The 22,246-nt window shown below is 64.1% G+C and carries 22 protein-coding genes and 3 pseudogenes; 16 read left to right on the top strand and 9 right to left on the bottom strand.

Features of this window, described 5'->3' with window-relative positions:
* Positions 1-51: 51 nt before the first annotated feature.
* The 7 genes from J9892_RS16600 to hslR form a co-directional block, all read right to left on the bottom strand.
* Entirely contained in the window at positions 52-522 is a 471-nt protein-coding gene (locus J9892_RS16600) for a glycine zipper 2TM domain-containing protein (RefSeq protein WP_010675734.1), read from the bottom strand.
* A gap of 131 nt (positions 523-653) precedes the next feature.
* Positions 654-1,106, bottom strand: coding sequence for an N-acetyltransferase (locus J9892_RS16595; RefSeq protein WP_128296204.1), 453 nt, complete (start codon positions 1,104-1,106; stop codon positions 654-656).
* A gap of 137 nt (positions 1,107-1,243) precedes the next feature.
* Positions 1,244-3,046, bottom strand: coding sequence for an aminopeptidase P family protein (locus tag J9892_RS16590; RefSeq protein WP_161470349.1), 1,803 nt, complete (start codon positions 3,044-3,046; stop codon positions 1,244-1,246).
* A gap of 33 nt (positions 3,047-3,079) precedes the next feature.
* The gene (locus tag J9892_RS16585) at positions 3,080-3,745 is read right to left on the bottom strand and encodes a GntR family transcriptional regulator (protein ID WP_201955498.1); all 666 of its coding nucleotides are present in this window, start codon (positions 3,743-3,745) and stop codon (positions 3,080-3,082) included.
* 173 nt (positions 3,746-3,918) lie between these two features.
* Entirely contained in the window at positions 3,919-5,544 is a 1,626-nt protein-coding gene (pckA, locus tag J9892_RS16580; protein WP_069784268.1) for a phosphoenolpyruvate carboxykinase (ATP), read from the bottom strand.
* A gap of 149 nt (positions 5,545-5,693) precedes the next feature.
* Positions 5,694-6,578 (bottom strand): Hsp33 family molecular chaperone HslO, encoded by an 885-nt coding sequence (gene hslO / locus J9892_RS16575; protein ID WP_010675729.1) that lies wholly within the window; start codon positions 6,576-6,578, stop codon positions 5,694-5,696.
* A 104-nt stretch (positions 6,579-6,682) separates the two neighbouring features.
* The gene (hslR, locus tag J9892_RS16570) at positions 6,683-7,081 is read right to left on the bottom strand and encodes a ribosome-associated heat shock protein Hsp15 (RefSeq protein WP_010675728.1); all 399 of its coding nucleotides are present in this window, start codon (positions 7,079-7,081) and stop codon (positions 6,683-6,685) included.
* 213 nt (positions 7,082-7,294) lie between these two features.
* Between hslR and exeC the strand changes: the two genes are divergently transcribed.
* The 15 genes and pseudogenes from exeC (at position 7,295) to exeN (ending at position 19,063) form a co-directional block, all read left to right on the top strand.
* The gene (exeC, locus tag J9892_RS16565) at positions 7,295-8,146 is read left to right on the top strand and encodes a GspC family type II secretion system variant ExeC (protein ID WP_282598083.1); all 852 of its coding nucleotides are present in this window, start codon (positions 7,295-7,297) and stop codon (positions 8,144-8,146) included.
* 21 nt (positions 8,147-8,167) lie between these two features.
* On the top strand, positions 8,168-10,222 hold the full coding sequence (exeD, locus tag J9892_RS16560) for a GspD family T2SS secretin variant ExeD (protein WP_010675726.1): 2,055 nt from the start codon (positions 8,168-8,170) through the stop codon (positions 10,220-10,222).
* Positions 10,222-11,727, top strand: a complete 1,506-nt coding sequence (gene exeE, locus J9892_RS16555) for a GspE family T2SS ATPase variant ExeE (RefSeq protein WP_041211720.1) — start codon at positions 10,222-10,224, stop codon at positions 11,725-11,727. The genes exeD and exeE overlap by 1 nt, the downstream gene beginning before the upstream one ends.
* 1 nt (position 11,728) lies before the next feature.
* On the top strand, positions 11,729-12,949 hold the full coding sequence (exeF, locus tag J9892_RS16550; RefSeq protein ID WP_045522076.1) for a GspF family T2SS innner membrane protein variant ExeF: 1,221 nt from the start codon (positions 11,729-11,731) through the stop codon (positions 12,947-12,949).
* Between the two features lie 116 nt (positions 12,950-13,065).
* Positions 13,066-13,497, top strand: a complete 432-nt coding sequence (exeG, locus tag J9892_RS16545; RefSeq protein WP_010675723.1) for a GspG family T2SS major pseudopilin variant ExeG — start codon at positions 13,066-13,068, stop codon at positions 13,495-13,497.
* A gap of 47 nt (positions 13,498-13,544) precedes the next feature.
* The gene (gene exeH / locus J9892_RS16540) at positions 13,545-14,108 is read left to right on the top strand and encodes a GspH family T2SS minor pseudopilin variant ExeH (RefSeq protein WP_039040587.1); all 564 of its coding nucleotides are present in this window, start codon (positions 13,545-13,547) and stop codon (positions 14,106-14,108) included.
* A 65-nt stretch (positions 14,109-14,173) separates the two neighbouring features.
* Positions 14,174-14,527 carry a GspI family T2SS minor pseudopilin variant ExeI gene (exeI, locus tag J9892_RS16535; RefSeq protein ID WP_268915874.1) on the top strand — a complete coding sequence of 118 codons (354 nt, stop codon included), beginning with the start codon at positions 14,174-14,176 and terminating at the stop codon, positions 14,525-14,527.
* Positions 14,528-14,571: 44 nt separating this feature from the next.
* Positions 14,572-15,213 (top strand): GspJ family T2SS minor pseudopilin variant ExeJ, encoded by a 642-nt coding sequence (exeJ, locus tag J9892_RS16530; RefSeq protein WP_201922349.1) that lies wholly within the window; start codon positions 14,572-14,574, stop codon positions 15,211-15,213.
* 25 nt (positions 15,214-15,238) lie between these two features.
* A pseudogene (locus J9892_RS16525) lies at positions 15,239-15,313 on the top strand (type II secretion system protein GspJ); the annotation flags it as partial.
* A gap of 25 nt (positions 15,314-15,338) precedes the next feature.
* Positions 15,339-15,413 (top strand): annotated as a pseudogene (locus J9892_RS16520) (type II secretion system protein GspJ); the annotation flags it as partial.
* 25 nt (positions 15,414-15,438) lie between these two features.
* Positions 15,439-15,513: pseudogene (locus tag J9892_RS24705) on the top strand (type II secretion system protein GspJ); the annotation flags it as partial.
* Positions 15,503-16,522, top strand: a complete 1,020-nt coding sequence (gene exeK / locus J9892_RS16515) for a GspK family T2SS minor pseudopilin variant ExeK (protein ID WP_201890335.1) — start codon at positions 15,503-15,505, stop codon at positions 16,520-16,522. The pseudogene J9892_RS24705 and the gene exeK, both read left to right, overlap by 11 nt.
* 113 nt (positions 16,523-16,635) lie before the next feature.
* On the top strand, positions 16,636-17,820 hold the full coding sequence (exeL, locus tag J9892_RS16510) for a GspL family type II secretion system protein ExeL (RefSeq protein ID WP_103255184.1): 1,185 nt from the start codon (positions 16,636-16,638) through the stop codon (positions 17,818-17,820).
* Entirely contained in the window at positions 17,817-18,308 is a 492-nt protein-coding gene (gene exeM / locus J9892_RS16505; protein WP_010675717.1) for a GspM family type II secretion system protein ExeM, read from the top strand. The genes exeL and exeM overlap by 4 nt, the downstream gene beginning before the upstream one ends.
* Positions 18,305-19,063 carry a GspN family type II secretion system protein ExeN gene (exeN, locus tag J9892_RS16500; RefSeq protein WP_201922346.1) on the top strand — a complete coding sequence of 253 codons (759 nt, stop codon included), beginning with the start codon at positions 18,305-18,307 and terminating at the stop codon, positions 19,061-19,063. Before exeM ends, exeN begins: the two co-directional genes overlap by 4 nt.
* A 48-nt stretch (positions 19,064-19,111) precedes the next feature.
* On the opposite strand, the gene J9892_RS16495 is transcribed toward exeN, so the two are convergent.
* Positions 19,112-19,921 carry a helix-turn-helix transcriptional regulator gene (locus J9892_RS16495; protein ID WP_201894623.1) on the bottom strand — a complete coding sequence of 270 codons (810 nt, stop codon included), beginning with the start codon at positions 19,919-19,921 and terminating at the stop codon, positions 19,112-19,114.
* A 145-nt stretch (positions 19,922-20,066) separates the two neighbouring features.
* Here J9892_RS16495 and tyrS point away from each other — a divergent pair, with 145 nt between their 5' ends.
* Positions 20,067-21,332 carry a tyrosine--tRNA ligase gene (tyrS, locus tag J9892_RS16490; RefSeq protein WP_210538601.1) on the top strand — a complete coding sequence of 422 codons (1,266 nt, stop codon included), beginning with the start codon at positions 20,067-20,069 and terminating at the stop codon, positions 21,330-21,332.
* Here the strand turns inward: tyrS and J9892_RS16485 are convergent.
* On the bottom strand, positions 21,327-22,232 hold the full coding sequence (locus J9892_RS16485; RefSeq protein ID WP_210538600.1) for a LysR family transcriptional regulator: 906 nt from the start codon (positions 22,230-22,232) through the stop codon (positions 21,327-21,329). The genes tyrS and J9892_RS16485 overlap by 6 nt on opposite strands.
* Positions 22,233-22,246: the final 14 nt, after the last annotated feature.

The raw sequence follows: 22,246 nt of genomic DNA, 5'->3' as shown, positions 1-22,246 counted from the left end.
TGAGCCCGGGCTCACCTTTTTTTATGGCATTGTGCACCTTGAGCGGCGCTATCAGTTCACCACGGCCACGTTGATGGTGCCGTTGCCCTGGGTCATGCGGACCCGGGCGCCAGGCACAAAGGTGGGGCTGGCCTTTTGTACCACCACGATGGATTCGCCGTTCTCTTTCTTGATCTCGAGCTCGACCCCGTCAACCTGGTTGAGTTTGTCCCCTGCCGCCTTGCCGGCCGCCGCACCCGCGATGGCGCCACCGGCCGCCGCGATGTCACTGCCACGACCGCCGCCTATGGTGCTGCCGAGCAGGCCGCCGACCACGGCACCGCCAATGGTGCCGATCAGGGAGTTCTCATCGGCCTGGATCTTGACGGGGCGGGTGGAGAGGATGGTGCCATAGCTGACGGTCTGTACCTGCTTGGCGCGATCCTTGGTGTAGACATCGCCGGAGTAGACGTCGCTGTTGGCACAGCCGGTGATGGCGGTGGTGGCCGCCAGCAGGGTGACGAGAGCAATACGTTTGAACATGATGGGCCTCCTGGGCGGGCATCGGATTAATCTGGTGATGAATTGCACTTTACGCCAACCAGATTGCGCATTAAACCCGCAAAGTGTAACCAATTATGTGGCCGGAAGGCTCCCGTGCCGGTGGTGGATGGTCAGATCAGGGCTTTTTCCAGCAGCAGGCGATCCTCGCCCGGCCCGAAGTAGCCTCTCTCTTCTGCCAACTGCTGATAACCCAGCCTTAAGTAGAGGCGCTGGGCCGGATTGGCGGGATCCACGGTCAGCCTCACCCGGGCAACCTGCAAATGCGCCAGAGCCTGCTCCACCTGCAACATCATTTGCTCGGCCAGGCCGAAGCCGCGTGCTTCGGGACGCACCGCGAGGGAGAGCAGCCAGCCCTGCGACCGATCCTGACCAAGCCCCCCGAGGGCATAGCCCAGCAGCCGGCCTTCCCGTTCCGCGACGACCAGCAGTTCGGGCCACAGATCCATGGCCTGGCGAAAGAAGAAACCGGGGTAGACATCCTCGCCGAAGACATCGGCATCTATCTGCCAGATGGCGTGCATGTCGGTGTGGGTGGCAAGGCGCAATACGGGGGACGAGTGCATCGGGGCTCCTCTCATCGGGTCTCTGCTGCGGGGCAGCCAAAAAGGAGGCACAGGGTAGAAGGGGCGGGGAGTCGATGCAAGGGGGGCATTTGTGGCATGCCGCGGATAAAGAAACAGGGCCCGCAGGCCCTGTGTCATCAGAGGAGGCTGGTCGCCTGCTCCAGCCAGGCGAGATCCTCGCCCTCCAGCAGCGGGCTCAGACGGCGGTAGACCTCCGCATGGTATTCGTTGATCCAGCGGAACTCCGCCGGGCTCAGCAGGCTGCGATCGATGAGGCGGATATCGAACGGCACATAGGTCAGTCGCTCGAAGCCCAGCATCGGCTGCTCGCCACGGGCCTCCTGTTCGGTCACCACCACCAGGTTTTCACAGCGGATGCCGAAGGCATCTTCCCGGTAGTAGCCCGGCTCGTTGGAGAGCACCATGCCCGGCTGCAGGGCCACCAGGCTGCCCTTGGGGGCGATGCGCTGCGGGCCTTCGTGCACGCTGAGGAAGTGGCCGACCCCGTGACCGGTGCCATGGTCGTAGTTGTAGCCGGCTTGCCACAGGGGCATGCGGGCCAGCACGTCGAGCTGGATGCCGGCTGTACCGCGGGGGAAGCGGGCCTGATCCAGGGCAATATGACCCTGCAGCACCCGGGTAAACATGGCCCTGTGCTCGTCGGTCACCTCACCCACCTTGACGGTGCGGGTGATGTCGGTGGTGCCGTCCAGGTACTGGGCGCCGGAGTCCACCAGATAGATGCTGTCCTGGCCGAAGGCCCGCGGGGTACCGTTGGTGTGGCGGTAGTGGCACATGGCGGCATTGGGGCCGAGTGCCGAGATGGTGTCGAAGCTCGGCTCCACATAGTGCTCCTGCTCGTGGCGGAAGGCTTCCAGCTGGTCTGCCAGGGTGCCTTCGTCCACACCGTCGAACTCGCCGCTGGCGATCAGGCGATCCAGCCAGGCCAGGAAGCGGGTGACGGCAACGCCGTCGCGCAGGTGGGCGGCACGCATGCCGGCCAGCTCCACGGGGTTCTTGCACGCCTTGGGCAGCATGGTGGGATCCTGGCCGGCCACCAGAATGGCGCCTGCCTCTTCCATCACGAGCTGGGTCCAGGCGTTGGCGGTGTTGGGGTCGGCCAGCACCTTCTGCTGATCCTCGCCGATGCGCTGCAACACGTCACCCAGCTTGTCGATGGGGTAGACGGAGACATCCTGCCCCACGTGCTGGCTGAAGGCGAAGCAGTCGATCTTGTCGGTATCGACGAAGAAATCCATGGTGGTGTTGGCGTAGAGCACCGCAAAGCCCAGCACCACCGGCAGGCGTTCCACGTCGCGACCACGCAGGTTGAGCAGCCAGTTGATGGGCTCGGCCTGGGTCAGCAGCACCGCATCCAGCCCGCGCTTGCGCAGATCGCTGGCCAGCATTTCGCGCTTGGCCTGGCTGGACTGGCCCGCCAGCTCCTCGCTGTAGAGGATGACAGGGCTCTTGGTCGGAGCGGGACGATCGCTCCAGTGCAGATCGATGGGGTTCTCGTCGATGCGCACCAGCTCGATGCCGCGCTCGGTCAGCACGGCGTTGGCGTTCTGATACCAGGCCAGGCTGTGCAGGCGAGCATCGAAACCGACCCGGGAGCCTGAGGGCAACTGCTCCGCCAGCCACTGTACGTGGGGGTCTTCATTGAGGTGGAGAAACTCGAACAGCTCGGCCGGCGCCTGCATGCGCGCCTGCACCGTATAACGACCGTCGATGAACAGGGCCGCCCGATGCGCCATGATGATGGCGAGCCCGGCGGAGCCGTTGAAACCCGTGATCCAGTCCAGCCGCTCGGCATAGGCGGGAATGTACTCCCCCAGATGCTCGTCGTCGTGGGGAACGATGAAAGCGTCCAGCTCCAGCGTGGCCAGTGTGGCCCTGACCTGGGCGACGCGGGTTTCAATAATCTCGAAATGGTTCATGTCGTTATTGCCAGCTTGTGGTGATGTGAGTGTTCATTGATGATGGCCGCTTGCCAGGATCTGTCTGATCGATTGGCCTGCCGCCTCGATGTGTTGCTTGAGCAGTACCACTGCCTCGTGCTTGCGCCGGGCGCGGCACAGCTCCAGCAGGTGGGCGTGCTCGCGCTCTGCCTTGTCCACGCCGCCCTGGGCGAACAGCAGTTCGAAACGCACATAGCGGTCGCAGCTCAGATTGATCTGGGCGATGAGGTCCAGTGCCTGGGGGCGATTGGCTGCCTGGTAGAGGGTGGCGTGAAAGCGGTGATTCAACTCGGCCCAGTGTTCGATCTGGGTGCCGGACTCCAGCGCCAGATCAAACTGGGCGAGGATGGCTTGCGCCTGGGCGAAGGTCTCCTCCGTCATCAGGTCGACGGCGTGGAACAGGGTATCGGCTTCGAGCAGTGCCCGCAAATAAAAGAGCTCCTCGATGGCCGAGGCATCCAGCATGGTCACCACGGCGCCGCGATGGGCCTCGAACTTCACCAGCCCCTGGGCTTCCAGTTGCATCAGGGCTTCCCGTACCGGGATACGGCTCACCGCCAGCTCCTTGGCGATGGCGTCCTGGCGCAGGGGGGCGCCCGCTGCAAACTCGCCACGCAATATCCGGCCGCGGAGGTTCTCCATCACCATCTGGGTTCGGGTCTTGTAAGGTGGGGTCATGCTGGGGTCACGGGCAGGTTGCAAAATTGTATATTGTATAAAGTTTGGCTGAATCTAACGCGCAAGGGCCGTCAAGGCAAGGCTTGGCGGGAGTCATATGCCGCGCATCGGCCAAAAAAATACCGGCCAGCAGGGCTGACCGGTACGGGATTGCGAGATGCGATGCGCGTTTCTTACAACTGCGGGCCCGCCGCGACCAGGCGTTTGCCTTCGTCGTTGTCGGTGAAGCGCTCGAAGTTCTTGATGAAGCGCCCGGCCAGATCGGCCGCCTTGGCATCCCACTCTGCCTGGTCGGCGTAAGTGTCTCGCGGATCCAGGATGGCGGGGTTGACGCCCGGCAGCTCGGTCGGCACTTCCAGATTGAACACCGGCAGTACCTTGGTCGGCGCCTTCTCGATGGAACCATCCAGGATGGCGTCGATGATGCCACGGGTATCCTTGATGGAGATCCGCTTGCCTGTGCCGTTCCAGCCGGTGTTGACCAGATAGGCTTCAGCCCCTGCCGCTTCCATCCGTTTCACCAGCTCCTGGCCGTACTTGGTCGGGTGCAGGCTGAGGAAAGCCGCGCCGAAGCAGGAGGAGAAGGTCGGGGTCGGCTCTGTGATGCCGCGCTCGGTACCGGCCAGCTTGGCGGTAAAGCCGGACAGGAAGTGGTACTTGGTCTGCTCCTTGGTCAGCTTGGCGACCGGGGGCAGCACACCGAAGGCGTCTGCGGTCAGGAAGATCACCTTGGTGGCGTGACCCGCCTTGGAGACCGGCTTGACGATGTTGTCGATGTGATAGATGGGGTAGGAGACCCGGGTATTCTCGGTGCGGGAACCGTCGTCGAAGTCGATGGTGCCATCGGCGGCCACGGTCACGTTCTCCAGCAGCGCATCGCGGCGGATGGCGTGGTAGATGTCCGGCTCGGCCTCTTCGGAGAGCTTGATGGTCTTGGCGTAGCAGCCCCCTTCGAAGTTGAACACGCCGTGATCATCCCAGCCGTGCTCGTCATCGCCGATCAGCTGACGCTTGGGATCGGTGGAGAGGGTGGTCTTGCCGGTGCCGGAGAGGCCGAAGAAGATGGCCACGTCCCCATCCTTGCCCACGTTGGCGGAGCAGTGCATGGAGGCGATGCCGCGCAGGGGCAGGAAGTAGTTCATCATGGAGAACATGCCCTTCTTCATCTCGCCACCGTACCAGGTGCCGCCGATGAGTTGCATCTTCTCGGTCATGTTGAAGGCGACGAAGTTCTCGGAGTTGAGACCCTGCTCCTTCCAGTTCGGGTTGGTGCACTTGGCACCGTTCATCACCACGAAGTCCGGTTTGAAGGCCTTCAGCTCCTCTTCGCTCGGGCGGATGAACATGTTCTTCACGAAGTGCGCCTGCCAGGCCACCTCGGTGATGATGCGCACCGCCAGGCGGGTGTCCGGGTTGGCGCCGCAGAAGCCGTCCACCACGAACAGACGCTTGCCGGAGAGCTGTTTGGTGACCAGCCCTTTCAGATGTGACCACACTTCCGGGGTAATCGCCTTGTTATCGTTTTTACCCTGGTCAGACCACCACACAGTATCCTGGGTAGTGGCATCTTTGACGATATATTTATCTTTAGGGGAGCGGCCGGTGAAGATGCCGGTGTTGACGTTGACGGCGCCAAGCTCGGTGACGACGCCACGTTCGAAGCCCTCAAGGTCTGAGCGGGTCTCTTCAGCGAAAAGCTGCTCATAGGAGGGGTTGCGAACGATTTCCTGGCTGTTTTTGATACCGTATTGGTCCAGCTTCAGTTGTTGGGCCAGGGTGGGTTCTACCACGATTGTCATTGTATTCTCCTGGGTTCAGAGGTGTGTAGGGTTCTATCTGACGTTCATGCTACCACCTAGGTGGTAGTTTTTAGCGATCGCCATCAAACTTTATAAAATAGGGTATTTTTTTGTTATTTAAGTTAAAGGCGGGTTTTGCCCGCCTTTGATTAGTGTAACTGGTTTGCATCATTACCGGGAGCCCTGCTGAACAGGGTTTCGATGTCTATCCCGTCGAATTCGTAGTGGGCGCCGCAGTAATCGCAGTGCATGTCGATCTTGCCGAGCTCCTGCACCATGGATACCGCTTCCTCCTTGTCTATCTGCAGCAAGGCCCCTTCGCAACGGGCGCGGGAGCAGGTGCAGCGGAACTCGATGGCCTGGGGATCGAACACCCGTACCTTGTCCTGGTGGTAGAGGCGGTAGAGGATCTCTTCCGCGTCCAGACCGAACAGCTCTTCGTCCTTGATGGTGGTGGTGAGCTGGACCAGGTGGTCGAAATCTTCGCTGTGATCCTCGCTCTGGGCCGGCAGCTCCTGCAGCAGGATGCCCGCCGCACGGGGCTCGCCCTCGTGGTGGCCGGTGCGGATCCAGAGGCGGGTGGCCAGTTGTTCGGACTGGGCGAAGTAGTGCTCCAGGCAGGCCGCCAGGGTGTCGGCCTCCAGGGCGATGATGCCCTGATAGCGCTCTCCCTGATCCGGGGTGATGGTGATGACCAGATGGCCGTTGCCGATCAGGCTTTGCAGCTTGCCGTCCGTCGGCAATTCCCCTTCATAGCGTGCCACGCCGCGCAATTGCTGGTTGTTGTCGCCGTTGATGACGGCCAGACGTACCGGACCGTCCCCCTGCAGCTGCACCGTGATGGAGCCTTCAAACTTGAGGGTGGCGGTCAGCAGGCTGGTGGCAACCAGCAGCTCGCCCAGCAGGTGTTGCACCTGTACCGGGTAGTTCTGGGCGTCGATGATGTGGCGGTAGGTACGATCCAGCTGGACCAGCTCCCCACGCACTTCGTACTCTTCGAACAGATAGCGATACAGGAGGTCTTGGTTACTCATCATGGTTTCCTAGGATGTTCTTGGGGAAAAATAAACACATTGTTAAACAGGTGGTTAGGAACTAATTCCTCCACCTGTCGTCATAAAGGGGCCACAGACGCGGATTAGGATTGCTTGACCCGGATAAGCTGGCGTCGCTCCTGCTTGTCAGGTCGGCGCTCCGGGCTTGGGGCAAACTGGCTGTTGAAGCGGCGGGCTTCGCTGTTTTCGGCCCGTTTCTTCAGGCTGGCCTCTGTCTCTTCATAGAGTTGCTGGGCCAGCGGGGCGGATTTGCGCTGCTCGCTCACCTCGAGCACCCGCACCTCCCGCTCGTCCTGGCCTTGCCAGAATCGCACCAGGGCGCCGACCTCGACCGCCTTGCCCGGCTTGGTGCGCTGGCCGTTGTAGTGCACCTTGCCGCCGTCGATCTGATCCCGCGCCAGACTGCGGGTCTTGTAAAAGCGGGCGGCCCACAGCCACTTGTCGAGACGGACCTGAGTGCTGCTTTGTGCTGGATTCGACATGGATCGGCTCCGGGATGGCTGAAAAGGTGCCTGATTATACCAGAGGCGGGCCCCGGGATAGAAACAGGGGGCATCCGGGTGTGACGGAAACTGAATTTTCACCCCTTGGTCCCATCCGGTCGGTTGTCTCTGGGTCCATTGCCGTACACAATAGCCAACCGACTTGGATGCCAGACAATTTTGAGAAAGATGACGCTACCGTTCAGGGATGATTTGTTGATTTCCCTTCTGGCTCGCTGCAAGGCCATGCCACTCTCCCGTTTCAGCCAGCCCCTGTTCTGGCTTCTGCTGCTGTTGCTGGCCCAGCAGTGTGCCGTGCTCACCTGGCGCCTGTACGAACTGGCCCAGCCCGCACCCCTGACCCTCTGGCAACCCTCGGTCACCTCGGCGCAGGGGAGTGGCGGCGATCGCCTCGATCTTGGCAACCTCAGCCGCCTCTCTCTCTTTGGCAAGGCGCTGCAACCCCAGGCGGACAAGGCGGCAGAGACGGTGGCGGCGGATGCCCCGAAAACCCAGCTCAACGCCCAGCTCAACGGGGTGCTGGCAAGCTCGGATCCCGCCAAGTCCATCGCCATCATCGCCCACAACGGGACACAGAACTCTTACGGCATCGGGGACTACATCGACGGTACCCAGGCCAGGATACGCCAGGTGTTTGCCGATCGGGTCATCATCGCCCGGGACGGCCGTGACGAGACCCTGATGCTGGACGGGGAGGAGTATGGCAAGCCCCTGCCCAAACCGGCCCGCCAGGAGGGGCTCTCCTCCGTGCGCAGCGAACTGCTGGGCAACCCGGGCAAGATCACCGATTACCTCAATATTTCTCCGGTCCGGGTGGACGGTCGCATGACCGGCTATCGCCTCAACCCGGGTCGCAATCCGGAACTGTTCAATCAACTCGGACTGGTCGCCAACGATCTGGCGGTCAGCATCAACGGCCTGGATCTGCGTGACAACGCCCAGGCCATGCAGGCGATGCAGCAGGTGGCGGGCGCCACGGAAATGACCGTCACCGTCGAGCGGCAAGGACAGCTCTATGACGTCTATGTCGGCTTGTCAGAATAATGAATTGGAGTAGCACCAAGAATGACAAATAAAGGGAAGGGCTGGCGTCTGGCCACCATGGCGGCAGCCTTGATGATGGCCGGTTCTGCCTGGGCCACCGAGTATTCCGCCAGTTTCAAGAACGCCGACATCGAGGAGTTCATCAACACGGTCGGCAAGAACCTGAACAAAACCATCATCATAGAGCCATCGGTACGCGGCAAGATCAACGTGCGCAGCTATGACCTGCTCAACGAGGATCAGTACTACCAGTTCTTCCTGAGCGTGCTCGACGTTTACGGCTTTGCCGTGGTGCCCATGAACAACGGCGTGCTCAAGGTGGTGCGCTCCAAGGATGCCAAGACCTCGGCCATCCCCGTGGTGGATGACACCAACCCCGGCGTGGGTGACGAGATGGTGACCCGGGTCGTGCCGGTGCGCAATGTCTCGGTCCGTGAACTGGCCCCCCTGCTGCGTCAGCTCAACGACAACGCCGGCGGCGGCAACGTGGTCCACTACGAGCCCTCCAACGTGCTGCTCATCACTGGCCGCGCCGCCGTCGTCAACCGCCTGGTGGAGGTGGTTCGCCGGGTGGACAAGGCGGGGGATCAGGACATGGACGTCATCAAGCTCAAGTTCGCCTCCGCCGGCGAGATGGTGCGGCTGGTGACCAACCTCAACAAGGATGGCAGCAATCAGGGGGCCAACGCCTCGCTGCTGCTTTCCCCCAAGGTGGTGGCCGACGAGCGCACCAACTCCGTGGTCATCAGCGGCGAGCCCAAGGCCCGTGCCCGCATCATCCAGATGGTGCGCCAGCTCGACCGGGATCTGCAGAGCCAGGGCAACACCCGGGTCTTCTACCTGAAATATGGCAAGGCCAAGGATCTGGTGGACGTCCTCAAGGGGGTCAGCTCCAGCATCGCCGCCGACAAGAAGGGCGGGGCGGCTGCCACGGCCACGGGCGGCGCCAGCATCGGCGGCGGCCAGCTCGCCATCTCCGCCGACGAGACCACCAATGCCCTGGTGATCACCGCCCAGCCGGACGTGATGGCCGAGCTGGAGCAGGTCATCGCCAAGCTCGACATTCGTCGTGCCCAGGTGCTGGTGGAGGCCATCATCGTCGAGATATCGGATGGTGACGGCATGAACCTCGGGGTGCAGTGGGCCAACACCAATGGCGGCGGCACCCAGTTCACCGACACCGGTCTGCCCATCGGCTCCCTGGCCATCGCCGCCAAGGATTACAAAGACAACGGCAACACCGACGGCCTGTCATCCCTGGCGGGCAGCTTCAGCGGCATGGCGGCAGGCTTCTATCACGGGGACTGGGCGGCGCTGGTGACGGCGCTCTCCACCAACAGCAAGAACGACATCCTCTCCACCCCGAGCATCGTCACCATGGACAACAAGGAGGCCTCTTTCAACGTCGGTCAGGAAGTGCCGGTGCAGAGCGGCTCCCAGAGCTCCACCACCAGCGATCAGGTGTTCAACACCATAGAGCGCAAGACGGTGGGGACCAAGCTGGTGGTGACGCCCCAGATCAACGAAGGAGATTCCGTGCTGCTCAACATCGAGCAGGAAGTCTCCAGCGTGGCACAGAAGCAGGCGACCGGGACCGCCAACCTGGGCCCCACCTTCGATACCCGTACCGTGAAGAACGCCGTGCTGGTCAAGAGCGGCGAGACAGTGGTGCTGGGCGGCCTGATGGACGAACAGACCCAGGAGCAGATCTCCAAGGTGCCCCTGCTCGGGGACATTCCGGTGCTGGGCTACTTGTTCCGTTCCTCCAAGACCTCCACCGCCAAGCGCAACCTGATGGTCTTCATCCGCCCGACCATATTGCGTGACGCCAATGTCTACTCCGGGGTCTCCAGCAACAAGTACACCTTGTTCAGGGCCGAACAGCTGAGCCGGGCTGCGGAAGAGGGCTATGCCACCTCGCCGGCTCGCCAGGTGCTGCCCGCCTATGGCCAGGACGTGATGATGTCCCCCGAGGTGCAGCAGCAGATCCAGAGAATGCAGGCCCAGCAGCAGGCGACCGCCACCGGCGTGCGCGCCCAGGTGCAGGAGCAGCCCTTCGTGCAGAGCAAGCCCTGATGGCCGCCTACCAGCTCGATGGCAGCGAGCTGCCGGCTCCCCTGCCGGAACTGCCGTTCGCGTTTGCCCGCAACTTCGGGGCCATCCTGACCGAGCGCCAGGGTGCCCCGGTACTGCTCTGTCGTCAGGGGATCTCCCCCCAGACCCTGCTGGAGGTGCGACGGGTGGCGGGCTGTGCCTTCGCGGTGGAGCAGCTTGGCAACGACGAGTTCGAGACGCTCCTGATGGCCCACTATCAGCGTGACTCCTCCGAGGCGCGTCAGCTGATGGAGGATCTCGGCAACGAGATGGACTTCTTTGCCCTGGCCGAAGAGCTGCCCCAGAGCGAGGATCTGCTGGATGCTGACGACGACGCCCCCATCATTCGCCTCATCAATGCCATGTTGAGCGAGGCGATAAAAGAGGAGGCGTCCGACATCCACATCGAGACCTTCGAGCGGGCCCTGGTGATCCGTTTTCGCATCGATGGGGTGCTGCGGGAGATCCTGCGCCCCCATCGCAAACTCGCCTCCTTGCTGGTGTCGCGCATCAAGGTCATGTCGCGCATGGACATCGCCGAGAAGCGGGTGCCCCAGGATGGCCGCATCTCACTGCGCATCGGCGGCCGGGCGGTGGACGTGCGGGTCTCCACCATGCCCTCCAGCTACGGCGAACGGGTGGTATTGCGACTGCTCGACAAGAACAACGTGCGCCTCGAGCTCAAGCAGCTCGGCATGACGCTGGCCAACCGCAACATCATCAGCGAACTCATTCGCAAGCCCCACGGCATCATCCTGGTGACGGGCCCGACCGGTTCGGGCAAGTCCACCACCCTCTATGCGGCCCTCTCGGAGATCAACTCCCGGGATCGCAACATCCTGACCGTCGAAGACCCCATCGAATATGACCTCGAAGGGGTGGGCCAGACCCAGGTCAACAGCAAGGTGGACATGACCTTCGCCCGGGGCCTGCGCGCCATTCTGCGCCAAGACCCGGACGTGGTGATGGTGGGGGAAATCCGTGACCTCGAGACCGCCCAGATCGCGGTGCAGGCATCCCTCACCGGTCACCTGGTGATGTCGACCCTGCACACCAACACCGCCATCGGCGCCATCACCCGGATGCGGGACATGGGGATCGAGCCCTTCCTGCTCTCCTCGTCGCTCCTGGCGGTACTGGCCCAGCGGCTGGTGCGTACTCTCTGCCCGGATTGCCGCGCACCGCACCCTGTCACCGAGCAGGAGCGTCTGGCCATGGGCATCGAGCTTGCGCCGGATCAGCAGATCTGGCGTCCGGTGGGCTGCGAGCAGTGCAACCACACCGGCTATCGCGGCCGGACCGGCATCCACGAGCTGGTGGTGGTGGACGAGGCGGTGCGCGAGGCGATCCACAGCGCCAGCGGCGAGCTCGCCATCGAGCGGCTGATCCGGGGTCACACCCCCAGCATCCGCCGCGACGGCATCGACAAGGTGCTCAAGGGGCAGACCAGCCTCGAAGAGGTGCTGCGCGTGACCCGGGAAGACTGAGATGGCGGCATTTGAATACAAGGCTCTCGACGGCAAGGGGCGCAACAAGAGCGGCGTGCTGGAAGGGGATTCCGCCCGCCAGGTGCGCCAGCTGCTGCGCGAGCAGGGGCTGACCCCCCTCGAGGTGAACGAGACCACCGAGAAGGCCAAGCGGGAGGCGAACCGCTTCGTGCTGTTTCGCCGTGGCGCCTCCACCTCGGAGCTTGCCCTCATCACCCGCCAGCTGGCGACCCTGGTGGGGGCCGGTCTCACCATCGAGGAGGCCCTCAAGGCGGTCGCCGAACAGTGCGAGAAGGCCCACCTGCGCAGCCTGGTGGCGACGGTGCGCAGCAAGGTGGTGGAGGGGTATTCCCTGGCCGATTCGCTGGGGGCCTTCCCCCATGTGTTCGACCAGCTGTTCCGCTCCATGGTGGCGGCCGGCGAGAAGTCCGGTCATCTGGAGAAGGTGCTCAACCGTCTCGCCGATTACACCGAGCAGCGCCAGCACATGCGCACCAAGCTGCTGCAGGCGATGATCTATCCCATCGTCCTCACCCTGGTGGCGGTGGGGGTCATCTCCATCCTGCTCACCGCCGTGGTGCCCAAGGTGGTGGCCCAGTTCGAGCACATGGGCCAGCAATTGCCGGGCACCACCCGTTTCCTCATCGGTACCAGCGAGCTGTTGCAGCACTACGGCCTCTGGTTCCTGCTGCTCCTTGGCATTGGCGGCCTGATCTGGCGCTGGTGGCTGACCGACGACAAGCGCCGCCGTCGCTGGCACCAGGTGATACTGCGCCTGCCGGTGATCGGTCGGGTCAGCCGCGGTCTCAACACCGCCCGCTTTGCCCGCACCCTGAGCATCCTCAACGCCAGCGCAGTGCCCCTGCTGGAGGGAATGAAGATCGCCGGCGAAGTGCTCTCCAACGACTATGCCCGCATGCGTATCGGCGAGGCCACCGAGCGGGTGCGGGAGGGGACCAGCCTGCGCAAGTCGCTGGATGAAACCAGAATTTTTCCGCCCATGATGCTGCACATGATCGCCTCGGGCGAGCAGAGCGGCGAGCTCGACAGCATGCTGGAGCGGGCGGCGGACAACCAGGACAGGGAGTTCGAAACCCAGGTGAACATCGCCCTCGGGGTGTTCGAGCCCATGCTGGTGGTCTCCATGGCCGGGGTGGTGCTGTTTATCGTGATGTCGATCCTGCAGCCGATCCTGGAGCTCAACAACATGGTGAATCTGTGAGGGTCGGGTGCCCGAATAGGCTTCGCCATTCGAACCTGCAAATTCAATCGAACGATCGTGGTTTAACAGTTAATCGTTGATGGCTCATGCCATCTCATTTCGTTAGGGAGTCAGTCATGCAAAAGCGTCGTCAATCGGGTTTTACCCTGCTGGAAGTGATGGTGGTCATCGTGATCCTGGGGATCCTGGCCAGCCTGGTGGTGCCCAACCTGATGGGCAACAAGGAGAAGGCGGATCAGCAAAAAGCGGTCTCCGACATAGTGGCGCTGGAAAACGCCCTCGACATGTACAAGCTGGACAACAACCGCTACCCCACCACCGAGCAGGGGCTGGACGCCCTGGTCAACAAGCCGACCGCATCCCCTGAGCCGCGCAGCTACCGTGAAGGGGGCTACATCAAGCGCCTGCCGCAGGATCCCTGGGGCAACCAGTACCAGCTGCTGAGCCCGGGCCAGTTCGGCAAGATCGACATCTTCTCCATGGGGATGGACGGCGAAGCCGGGACCGATGACGACATCGGCAACTGGAACCTGAAGGACTTCCAATAAGTGATTCCGCCGCGTCGTGCTCACTGCGCCACCCCGGGGCTGCCTGAATGAAGGTGGCCTCTTGGGCCCGTCACCAGGCCGGTTTTACCCTGCTGGAAGTGTTGCTGGTCGCCATGTTGATGGGACTGGTGGCGACCGCCGTCACCCTCAGCATGGGGGGCGCCAGGGGGGATCGGGAGCTCGACAAGCAGGCGCGCCGCTTCATGGCGACCCTGCAGCAGGCCCAGGAGTATTCGGTCATGGATGGCAGGCTGCTGGGGCTGCGGGTCGAGGAGAACGGCTGGCAGTTTATGTCCCGGGATCCCAAGGATCGCAAGTGGCGCGCCCTGACCGGTGACAAGTTGCTGGGGCCGGTGACGTTACCGGAGGGGATGACCCTGGCGGTGGAGCTGGAAGGTTTCAACTGGCGCACTGCGTCGGACGAACGCCAGGAGCAGGGTCGGGACGAGCGTGAGCGGACACCCCAGATCCTGGTCTTTCCGGGGGGAGAGCTCTCTCCCTTCGTGCTGACCCTGAGCCAGCAGGACGAGGATCTGCATTACCTGCGCACCGTCAGGGGGGACGAGTTCGGTCGTCTCTCCCTGTTGCAGGATGAAGAGGAAGAAGAGTGAGGAGCGCCAGGCCCGCAGGGGGCGTTCTAGCGCGTCGCACCGCTCTGTCGGGCGGACCCGCCCGGGTGCGCGGCATGACGCTGCTGGAGGTCATGGTGGCCCTGGCGGTGTTTGCCATCGCCGGGCTGGCGGTGATGAAGACCGCGAGCGAACACCTGGCCGGCCTCAATTATCTGGAGCAGAAGACCCTGGCGACCTGGGTGGTGGAGAATCAGCTGGTGCAGCAGAAGCTCGAAGGCAAGTGGCCGGGAGACAGCTGGGTGGAAGGGGACGAGGAGATGGCCGGGCAGACCTGGTACTGGCGCTATCGCGGCGTCGCCACGGCGGACAACAACTTCAGGGCGCTGGACATGGAAGTGCGCACCGCGCCCAAGGCCGACAGCCCGGTGGCCATGATCCGGACCTATCTCAGCCGATGAACATTCATCAACGTGCGTCCATGATCCGGAGCCGGTGTCAGCCGATGATCCAGAGCAACCCCCGCCCATCGCGCCACCGCGGCTTTACCCTGCTTGAGATGTTGGTGGCCATCGCCATCTTCGCCACCCTGAGCCTGGGTGCCTATCAGGTGCTGCAAGGGGTGCTGACCAGCGACGAGGTGGCCAAGCGCAAGGAGGCCCGCCTCTCGGAACTGCAGCTCGCCTTCAGCCTGCTGGAGCGGGACGTCACCCAGATGGTGCCGCGCAGCGGTCGCATCGACGGCGAGAACAACAAGGTGCTGCTGGCGGCGTCCCGCTTCGGCCAGCAGAGCGACGACTGGGGCATGGCCTTCATTCGCGGCGGCTGGCTCAATCCGGACAGCATACTGCCGCGCTCCGGCCTGCAACGGGTGGGTTGGCGTCTCAAGGGGCAGACCCTGGAGCGGTTGAGCTACCTCTATCCGGATCCGGCCATTGGCACCGAGCCGCGTATTCAGCCCGTGCTGACCGGCGTGACGGCGCTGCGCCTCTATTTCTACGACAAGGGACAGTGGAAGGAGGAGTGGACCCAGCGCGACCTGCTGCCCTACGGGCTGGCGGTGGAGCTGGAGCTTGAAGACTACGGCACCATCCGCCGCCAGTTCCTGATCGGAGCCGGTGGTCAGAGGGCTGAGAATGGTAACTGATCGTCGTTTTCCCCTGTCCGTCACGAAGGATGACGGCACTATTCGACGTCGCCAGTTCCTGATCGGAGCCGGTGGCCAGAGGGCAGAGAATGGTAACTGATCGTCGTTTTCCCCTGTCCGTCACGGAGGATGACGGCACTATTCGACGTCGCCAGTTCCTGATCGGTGCTGGTGGCCAGAGGGCAGAGAATGGTAACTGATCGTCGTTTTCCCCTGTCCGTCACGGAGGATGACGGCACTATTCGACGTCGCCAGTTCCTGATCGGAGCCGGTGGCCAGAGGGCGGACAATGGCAATTAAGCGCCCCCGCCCTCCTTTGGCCCCCGGCAGACAGCGGGGCATGGCCCTGCTGGTGGTGTTGCTCATCCTCGCGGTGATGGTGATCGTCGCCAGCAACATGAGCGGCCGCCTGCAACTGGAGCTGCGTCGCACCGCCAACCTCACCCTGGGCAAGCAGGCCTGGTGGTATGCCATGTCGGCGGAGGCCCTGGTGATCAAGGTGCTGAACCAGGACTTCAAGGACGATCCGGATCGGGTGAGTCTGGGACAGAACTGGGCGCGGGAGGACGGGGTCTTCCCGGTGGAGGATGGCACTCTCTCGGGCCGGGTGCGGGATCTGCAATCCTGCTTCAACCTCAACAGCCTGAGCGTGCCCCTCAAGGAGGGGGAGAACGGCGACGATCTCGAGGCCCAGCCTTACCAGTTCAAGGTGTTCCGGGCCCTGCTCGCCCAGCTCGAGGTGGATGATTACGAAGCGGTACAGCTGACGGACGCCATCCGCGACTGGACCGACAAGGATACCCAGCTGGTCTCGAGCAACGGGGCCGAGGATGCCTACTACGAGGGACTCAATCCCCCCTACCTGGTGGCTAACCAGCGGATGCTGGGCACCGACGAATTGCGGGCGGTGCGCGGGGTGAGCGCCAGCCTGTACGCCCGGTTGGCCCCCTATGTGTGCTCCCTGCCCAATGACAAGCTGGTGGTGAACATCAACACCATCCGGCCGGAGCAGGCGGCCCTGCTGGTGGGGCTCTACCAGGGGAAGATCGGGCTGGACGATGCCAAGCGGGTGCTGACCAGCCGCCCCAAGAAGGGGTGGAAGAACAAGCAGGAGATGACGGAGCAGTTGCAGGTTCAGCCGGGTGCCATCACCGGGCTGGATGGCGCCCTGGACATCAAGAGCAGCTTCTTCGAGGCCCGCCTGCTGGCGGAGGTGGGGGAGACCCGCGCCAGGCTTGAGACCGTCTTCCAGCGTGGCAAGGACAACAAGCTGGTGATGCTGCGTCGCCTGAGCGGCGGCGCCGAATAACAAGGGGGCGTGGGGCGGTTTCAGCTGCCCTGCGCATCCCCCGATTGGACTGCAACCCATGGCTGTGCGCCCGCCCCCCTGAGGGAGGCGCGGGCATGGCAGGAGAGACATTAGTGAGCGAGAGTCTGGTCATCCGTCTGGGGACCAATGCGCAGCAGCCAGTGCACTGGCTGGTCTGGTCGGCGCAGGAGCAGGAGATCATCGCCTCCGGCATCCTGGCCTCGGCGCACGCCCTCGGCGAGCTGCAGGAGCGTGCCGGTGGTCGCCCCGTGGTGACCCTGGTGCCCGGCAGCGATCTTATCTTCCGGCGGGTCAATCTGCCGGGCAAATACAGCCGCCAGAGTGCGGCGGCCCTGCCCTATCTGCTGGAGGAGCAGATCGCCTCAGACGTGGACGATCTGCACCTGGTGGTGCTCGGCCATCAGGGCCGAGAGGTGGATCTGATGGCGGTGGACAAGGGGAAGATGCACTCCTGGCTCGGCTGGCTGGAGCAGGCAGGGCTCAAGACCCTGCACCTGCTGCCCGACGTGCTGGCGCTGCCGCTCGCCGCCGATGGCTGGTCAGCCCTGCAGCTGGGGGAGGAGTGGCTGGTCCGCCAGGGCCCCCGTCAGGGCATAGTGGCGGAGGAATCCCTGCTGGCCATGCTGCTGGCAGCGCAGACCGATCCAGTCACCCTTCACTGCCATACTCCCATCCCCGCCATGGCGGCGGGCAACTGGCAGGGGGCTGACCCGGAACTGCCCATGCTGTTGCTGGCGAAAGGGGCGCTGACCTGCCAGGCCAACCTGTTGCAGGGGCCCTATCGTCCCCAGACCGAATACGCCCGCTACTGGTTGCAGTGGCGCAAGGTGGCGGTGCTGGCAGGCGTATTGTTGCTGGTGGCCCTGGTGCAGCGCGGTGTGCATCTGCACCAGCTGGCGGAACAGGACAAGGCCCTCAAGGCGGAGATCCGGCAGGTCTACACCCGGATCTTCCCGGGGGAGACGCGCATCGTCAACGTGCGCAGCCAGATGACCCAGCACCTCCAGCAGTTGGGGCAGGCTCCCCAGGATGGCGTCCTGTTGCTCCTGACCGAGCTGGCCCCGGTGTTTGCCGAGGTGCCCGGCCTCAAGCCCGAGGTGCTGCGCTTCGATGCAGCCCGGGGCGAGCTGAGGTTGCAGGTGACGGCCCCCGGCTTCACCGAGATCGAACGTTTCCGCGAGCTGGCGGGCAAGCGCTTCGAGGTGCAGCAGGGTGAGGTGCGAAGCACCGAAGGCAAGGTCGAAGGGGCGCTGGTGCTCAAGGGGAGGTCGTCATGATGGACAAACTGCAGAGCTGGTGGCGCGGCATCAGTGCCCGCGAGCAGCGGCTGGTGGCGGTGGGGGGCAGCGTGCTGCTCATCGGACTCTTCTACTGGGCGATCTGGCAGCCGGTGGCAAATCGCATTGCCGAGCGCGAGCGGCAGGTGGTGAACCAGCAGCAGACCCTGGCCTGGCTCAAGGAGAAGGGACAGGAGGTGCTGGCGATGCAGGGGGGACAGGGGCGCCAGATCGATACCGGCGGTACCCTGGACGGTGTGGTGAACCGCACCGCCTTCAACCAGAAGATCAAGATTGCCCGCTTGCAGCCCCAGGGTCAGGAGCTGCAGGTATGGATAGACACAGTGCCGTTCGATGATCTGCTGATCTGGCTTGCGACCCTCTCGGATCAATACGGCGTCCAGGTGCAGATCATCGAGCTGGCCCGCGAGGGGCTGGCCCCCGGGCTGGTCAAGGTCAGACGTTTGCAGTTGAGTCGTTCCCAATGAAGCGAAAAATAGTGATCGCCAGTCTCTTCCTGCTGGCCTATCTCGGTTTCCTGCTGGCCCAGTTGCCTGCATCCCTGGTGGTGCGCCATCTGCCGCTGCCCCCCAATCTGGTGCGGCTGGAGGGGGTGAGCGGCACCCTCTGGAGCGGTCAGGCCGCCCGGGTGCAATATGCCAGCGAGTCCCTCACCCAGTTGCGCTGGGATCTCGATGGCTGGTCCCTGCTGCGGCTGGCGCCCGAGGTGTCGGTGCGCTTTGGCGAGCGCAGCGGACTCAACGGGCAGGGGATCCTGGGTTGGAACGGTGCCGCTTTCGGGCGCGACATCACCCTGAATGCGCCGGCCCTCTGGGTGCTGGAGCGGGTGCCGATGAGACCCCCTTTCCCGTTGACGGCGGCGGGTCAGTTGCAGCTCAAGATCGACCAGTTTGCCCAGGGCAATCCCTGGTGTGACAACCTTTACGGGGATCTTCACTGGTATGACGCACAGGCGGACACCCCGGCGGGCAAGCTGGCCCTGGGGGATCCCGAGATCACGCTCACCTGTCTCGACTCCCGGCTGGTGGCCGAGATCAAGCAGGGCTCGAAGGCGGTGCAGGTGCTGGGCAAGCTGGAGTTGCAGGCCAATCGCCAGTACCTGTTCCAGGGCACCCTGAAACCGGGTCCCGAGCTGCCGGACCAGATGAAACAGGGGCTCCCCTTCCTCGGCCAGCCCGATGGGCAGGGGCGCTTCCCGCTGCGTTATCAGGGCCGCATCTGACGGCGTTGCCCATGGTTTGAACCACCCCGCCCCGGCGGGGTGGTGTCGTTATGGGGGCGCGCCGGCTGGCGCCGTGATGAGGTGATTGAGGAAGAAGCTGAACAACTCGGCCCGGGAGTGCAGGTTCAACTTGGCGTAGAGGTGCTTGCGGTGATTCTTCACCGTGCCGCTGCCGATGCCGAGCGCACCGGCAATGGCCTCGGTATCCAGCCCCTGCAACAGCAAACCCGCCACCTGGCGCTCCCGCCGGGTTAGCTGGTCTCCCCCCACACTGGCGATAGCCTGCTCCACCGCCCCCTTGAGGTCAGTGCCATCTGACCTGACCGGGCTGCGGGCCAGGCGGGGTGTCTCTTCCCGCCAGTGCTGGCGACACAGCGAATGCACCAGCGGGAACAGTGCCTCCAGCCTGGCCAGCTCGTCACGGCTGAGGGAGCTGCGCTTGTCGAGGCGGCCCAGAAACAGCATCAGGGTGAGGCCGCCGCGCACCGGCAGGATCAGCCCCACCTCTTCCTGCCAGCCGGTGGCCTGATAGAAGTGGTGGCGATACTCGGGGTCGAGCCGCCCCCGCGACACCTGCGCCAGGGTCCAGACCCCGGCACCCAGCCCCTGCTCCAGCGCCTGCATGAAGGGATCCTGGCTAAAGTGGCGGGTGAGGTAGCGGTCGAACAATAGGGCCCGCTGATGATGCAGGTTGTCGTAGAGGTAGACGGGGCGCAGCCCCACCCCGAGCAGCAGGGCACAGTCGAATGCCACCTGTTGCTGGATGAGGCGCACCAGGGCTGCCGGGAAGCCGCTGCCGTGCAGGGCATCGACGGCGGCGGTCAGGCTCAGGGTATCCGTGGCAGGAGACGGGGGCATGGCGATGGGCTCCGGGTCAGGGAATGGCTTCCCCACGATGGCAGGATGCTAGCACGGGAGTGGCAAAACTGTCCCCTGGGGGACATATCTGCCAGCACCGCAAACGGCGAGGATGGCCCTCTTTCTCTTGCTGTTGGAGCCCCCCATGACAAATCCTCACCTGCTCGATGAGCTGACCCAGCGCGGCCTGGTGGCCCAGAATTCCGACCCGGTGGCGCTGGCCGACCATCTTGCCACCCCGCGCACCGTCTATTGCGGTTTCGATCCCACTGCCGGCAGCCTGCATATCGGCCACCTGGTGCCACTGCTGATGCTGCGCCGCTTCCAGCTGGCGGGCCACACCCCGGTGGCCCTGGTGGGCGGGGCCACCGGCCTTATCGGCGATCCCAGCTTCAAGGCAAGCGAGCGCACCCTCAACAGCGCCGAGACGGTGCAGGGCTGGGTCGCCAGCCTGTCGGCCCAGATAAGCGCCCTGCTGCCGGCGAGCGACGGGCTGGCGGCGCCGCTGCTGGTCAACAACGCCGACTGGATGGGGCAGATGTCCGCCCTCGATTTTCTGCGGGACATCGGCAAGCACTTCTCGGTCAACGCCATGCTGGCCCGCGAATCGGTGCGCCAGCGCCTGGCCCGCCCGGATCAGGGCATCTCGTTCACCGAGTTCTCCTACGCCCTGCTGCAATCCCAGGACTTCGCCGTGCTCAACCAGCGCCTCGGCTGCACCCTGCAGATCGGTGGCAACGACCAGTGGGGCAACATCACCAGCGGCATGGACCTCACCCGCCGCCTCCATCAGGCTCAGGTCTATGGCATGACGCTGCCGCTCATCACCAAGGCCGATGGCACCAAGTTCGGCAAGACCGAGGGGGGCGCTATCTGGCTCGACCCGGCGCTCACCTCCCCTTACGCCTTCTACCAGTTCTGGCTCGGCACCGCGGACGAGGATGTCTACCGCTTCCTGCGCTACTACAGCTTTATGCCGCTGGCCGAGATTGAGACGCTGGAGGCGGAGGATGCGAAGCGGCAGGGGCGCAAGCTGGCCCAACAGGTGCTGGCGGACGAGCTGACCGAACTGGTACACGGCAAGGGGGCGCTGGCGGCGGCGCAGCGCATCAGCGAATCGTTGTTCAGTGGCGAGGTAGCGCGCCTTGGGGAGAGCGATCTGGCCCAGCTGGCCCAGGATGGCATGCCAAGCAGCCCGATCAAGGGGGAAACGGATCTGGTGACCCTGCTGGTGGAGTGCGGCCTGGCCAACTCGAAGCGGATCGCCCGCGAGCTGCTGGCGGCGGGGGCCGTCAGCGTCAACGGTGCGATCCGCCGGGATGAGCCGCTCACCGCCGACGATCGGTTGTTCGGCCACTACCTGCTGCTGCGCCGGGGCAAGAAGCAGTACCACCTGGTGATCCGCTCATGAAGGGGTGAGCGCCTCGATGACGTAGTCGAGGAAGTGGCCGACCAGGGCCGACTCGGCCCGGCGCTGGGTATAGAGGGCGTAGAAATGGGCCCCCTTGGGGCGATAGTCCGGCAGCACTTCGCGCACCACCCCCTCGGCCAGCTCGGCCGCCACCAGGTAGCGCGGCAGGCGGGCTATCCCCAGTCCCTGGCGCATCCCCTGGTGAATCGCCTTCTTGCTGCTGAAGGCCAGTTCGCCCGCTACCTCGAGAGGGATCTCGCGCCCCTGGGCAAGCAGGGGCCAGCACTCGTGGCGGCCGTACTCCTGGCTGCGGGTGATGAGACTGTGCTGGTGCAGATCCTGCGGTGTGGTGAGGGGCGGGTGACGGTCGAGGTAGTCAGCGCTGGCGCAGAGCACCAGATCGTCCACCGCGATGGGGCGCGCCAGGTAGGGCTGGGTGCCGAGCTCGGTGCTGCGAAACGCCACGTGCAGGTTGTCGCGCAGCAGGTCGGCCGGGGTATTGCTGAAGTCGGCGATGATCCGCACCTCCGGGTGGTCGGCGCGAAAGCGCAGCAGCACCGGAGTCAGCACCACTTCTCCCCAGAGATCCGGCGCCGTGATGCGCAGCTCCCCGCACAGTGCCGAGCGGCGGCGCTGCAGGCCGTCCAGCAACTGCTCGTGCAGGGCGATCATCTGGTCAGCCTGGCGGTAGGCGAGCTCTCCTGCGTCGGTCAGTTGCACCCGGCGGGTGGTGCGGCTCAGGAGCACGCAGCCGAGGCTCTGCTCCAGGTGGCGCAGATCTTTTGACGCCTTGCTCGGGGTGATGCCCAGGCGGGCCGCCGCCGCGGCGAAGGATCCACAGCGGACGATGGCGACCAGCAGGCGCATCAGGTAGAGGGTGTCGAGCTTGTGGTGACTCATGAGGGGTGGCCTAT

The sequence above is a fragment of the Aeromonas sp. Prich7-2 genome, assembly GCF_017939255.1.
In the GTDB taxonomy this organism is placed as follows: domain Bacteria; phylum Pseudomonadota; class Gammaproteobacteria; order Enterobacterales; family Aeromonadaceae; genus Aeromonas; species Aeromonas caviae.
Note: the sequence above shows the minus strand (reverse complement) of the source record. Positions and strands in the feature narration are given on the sequence as shown.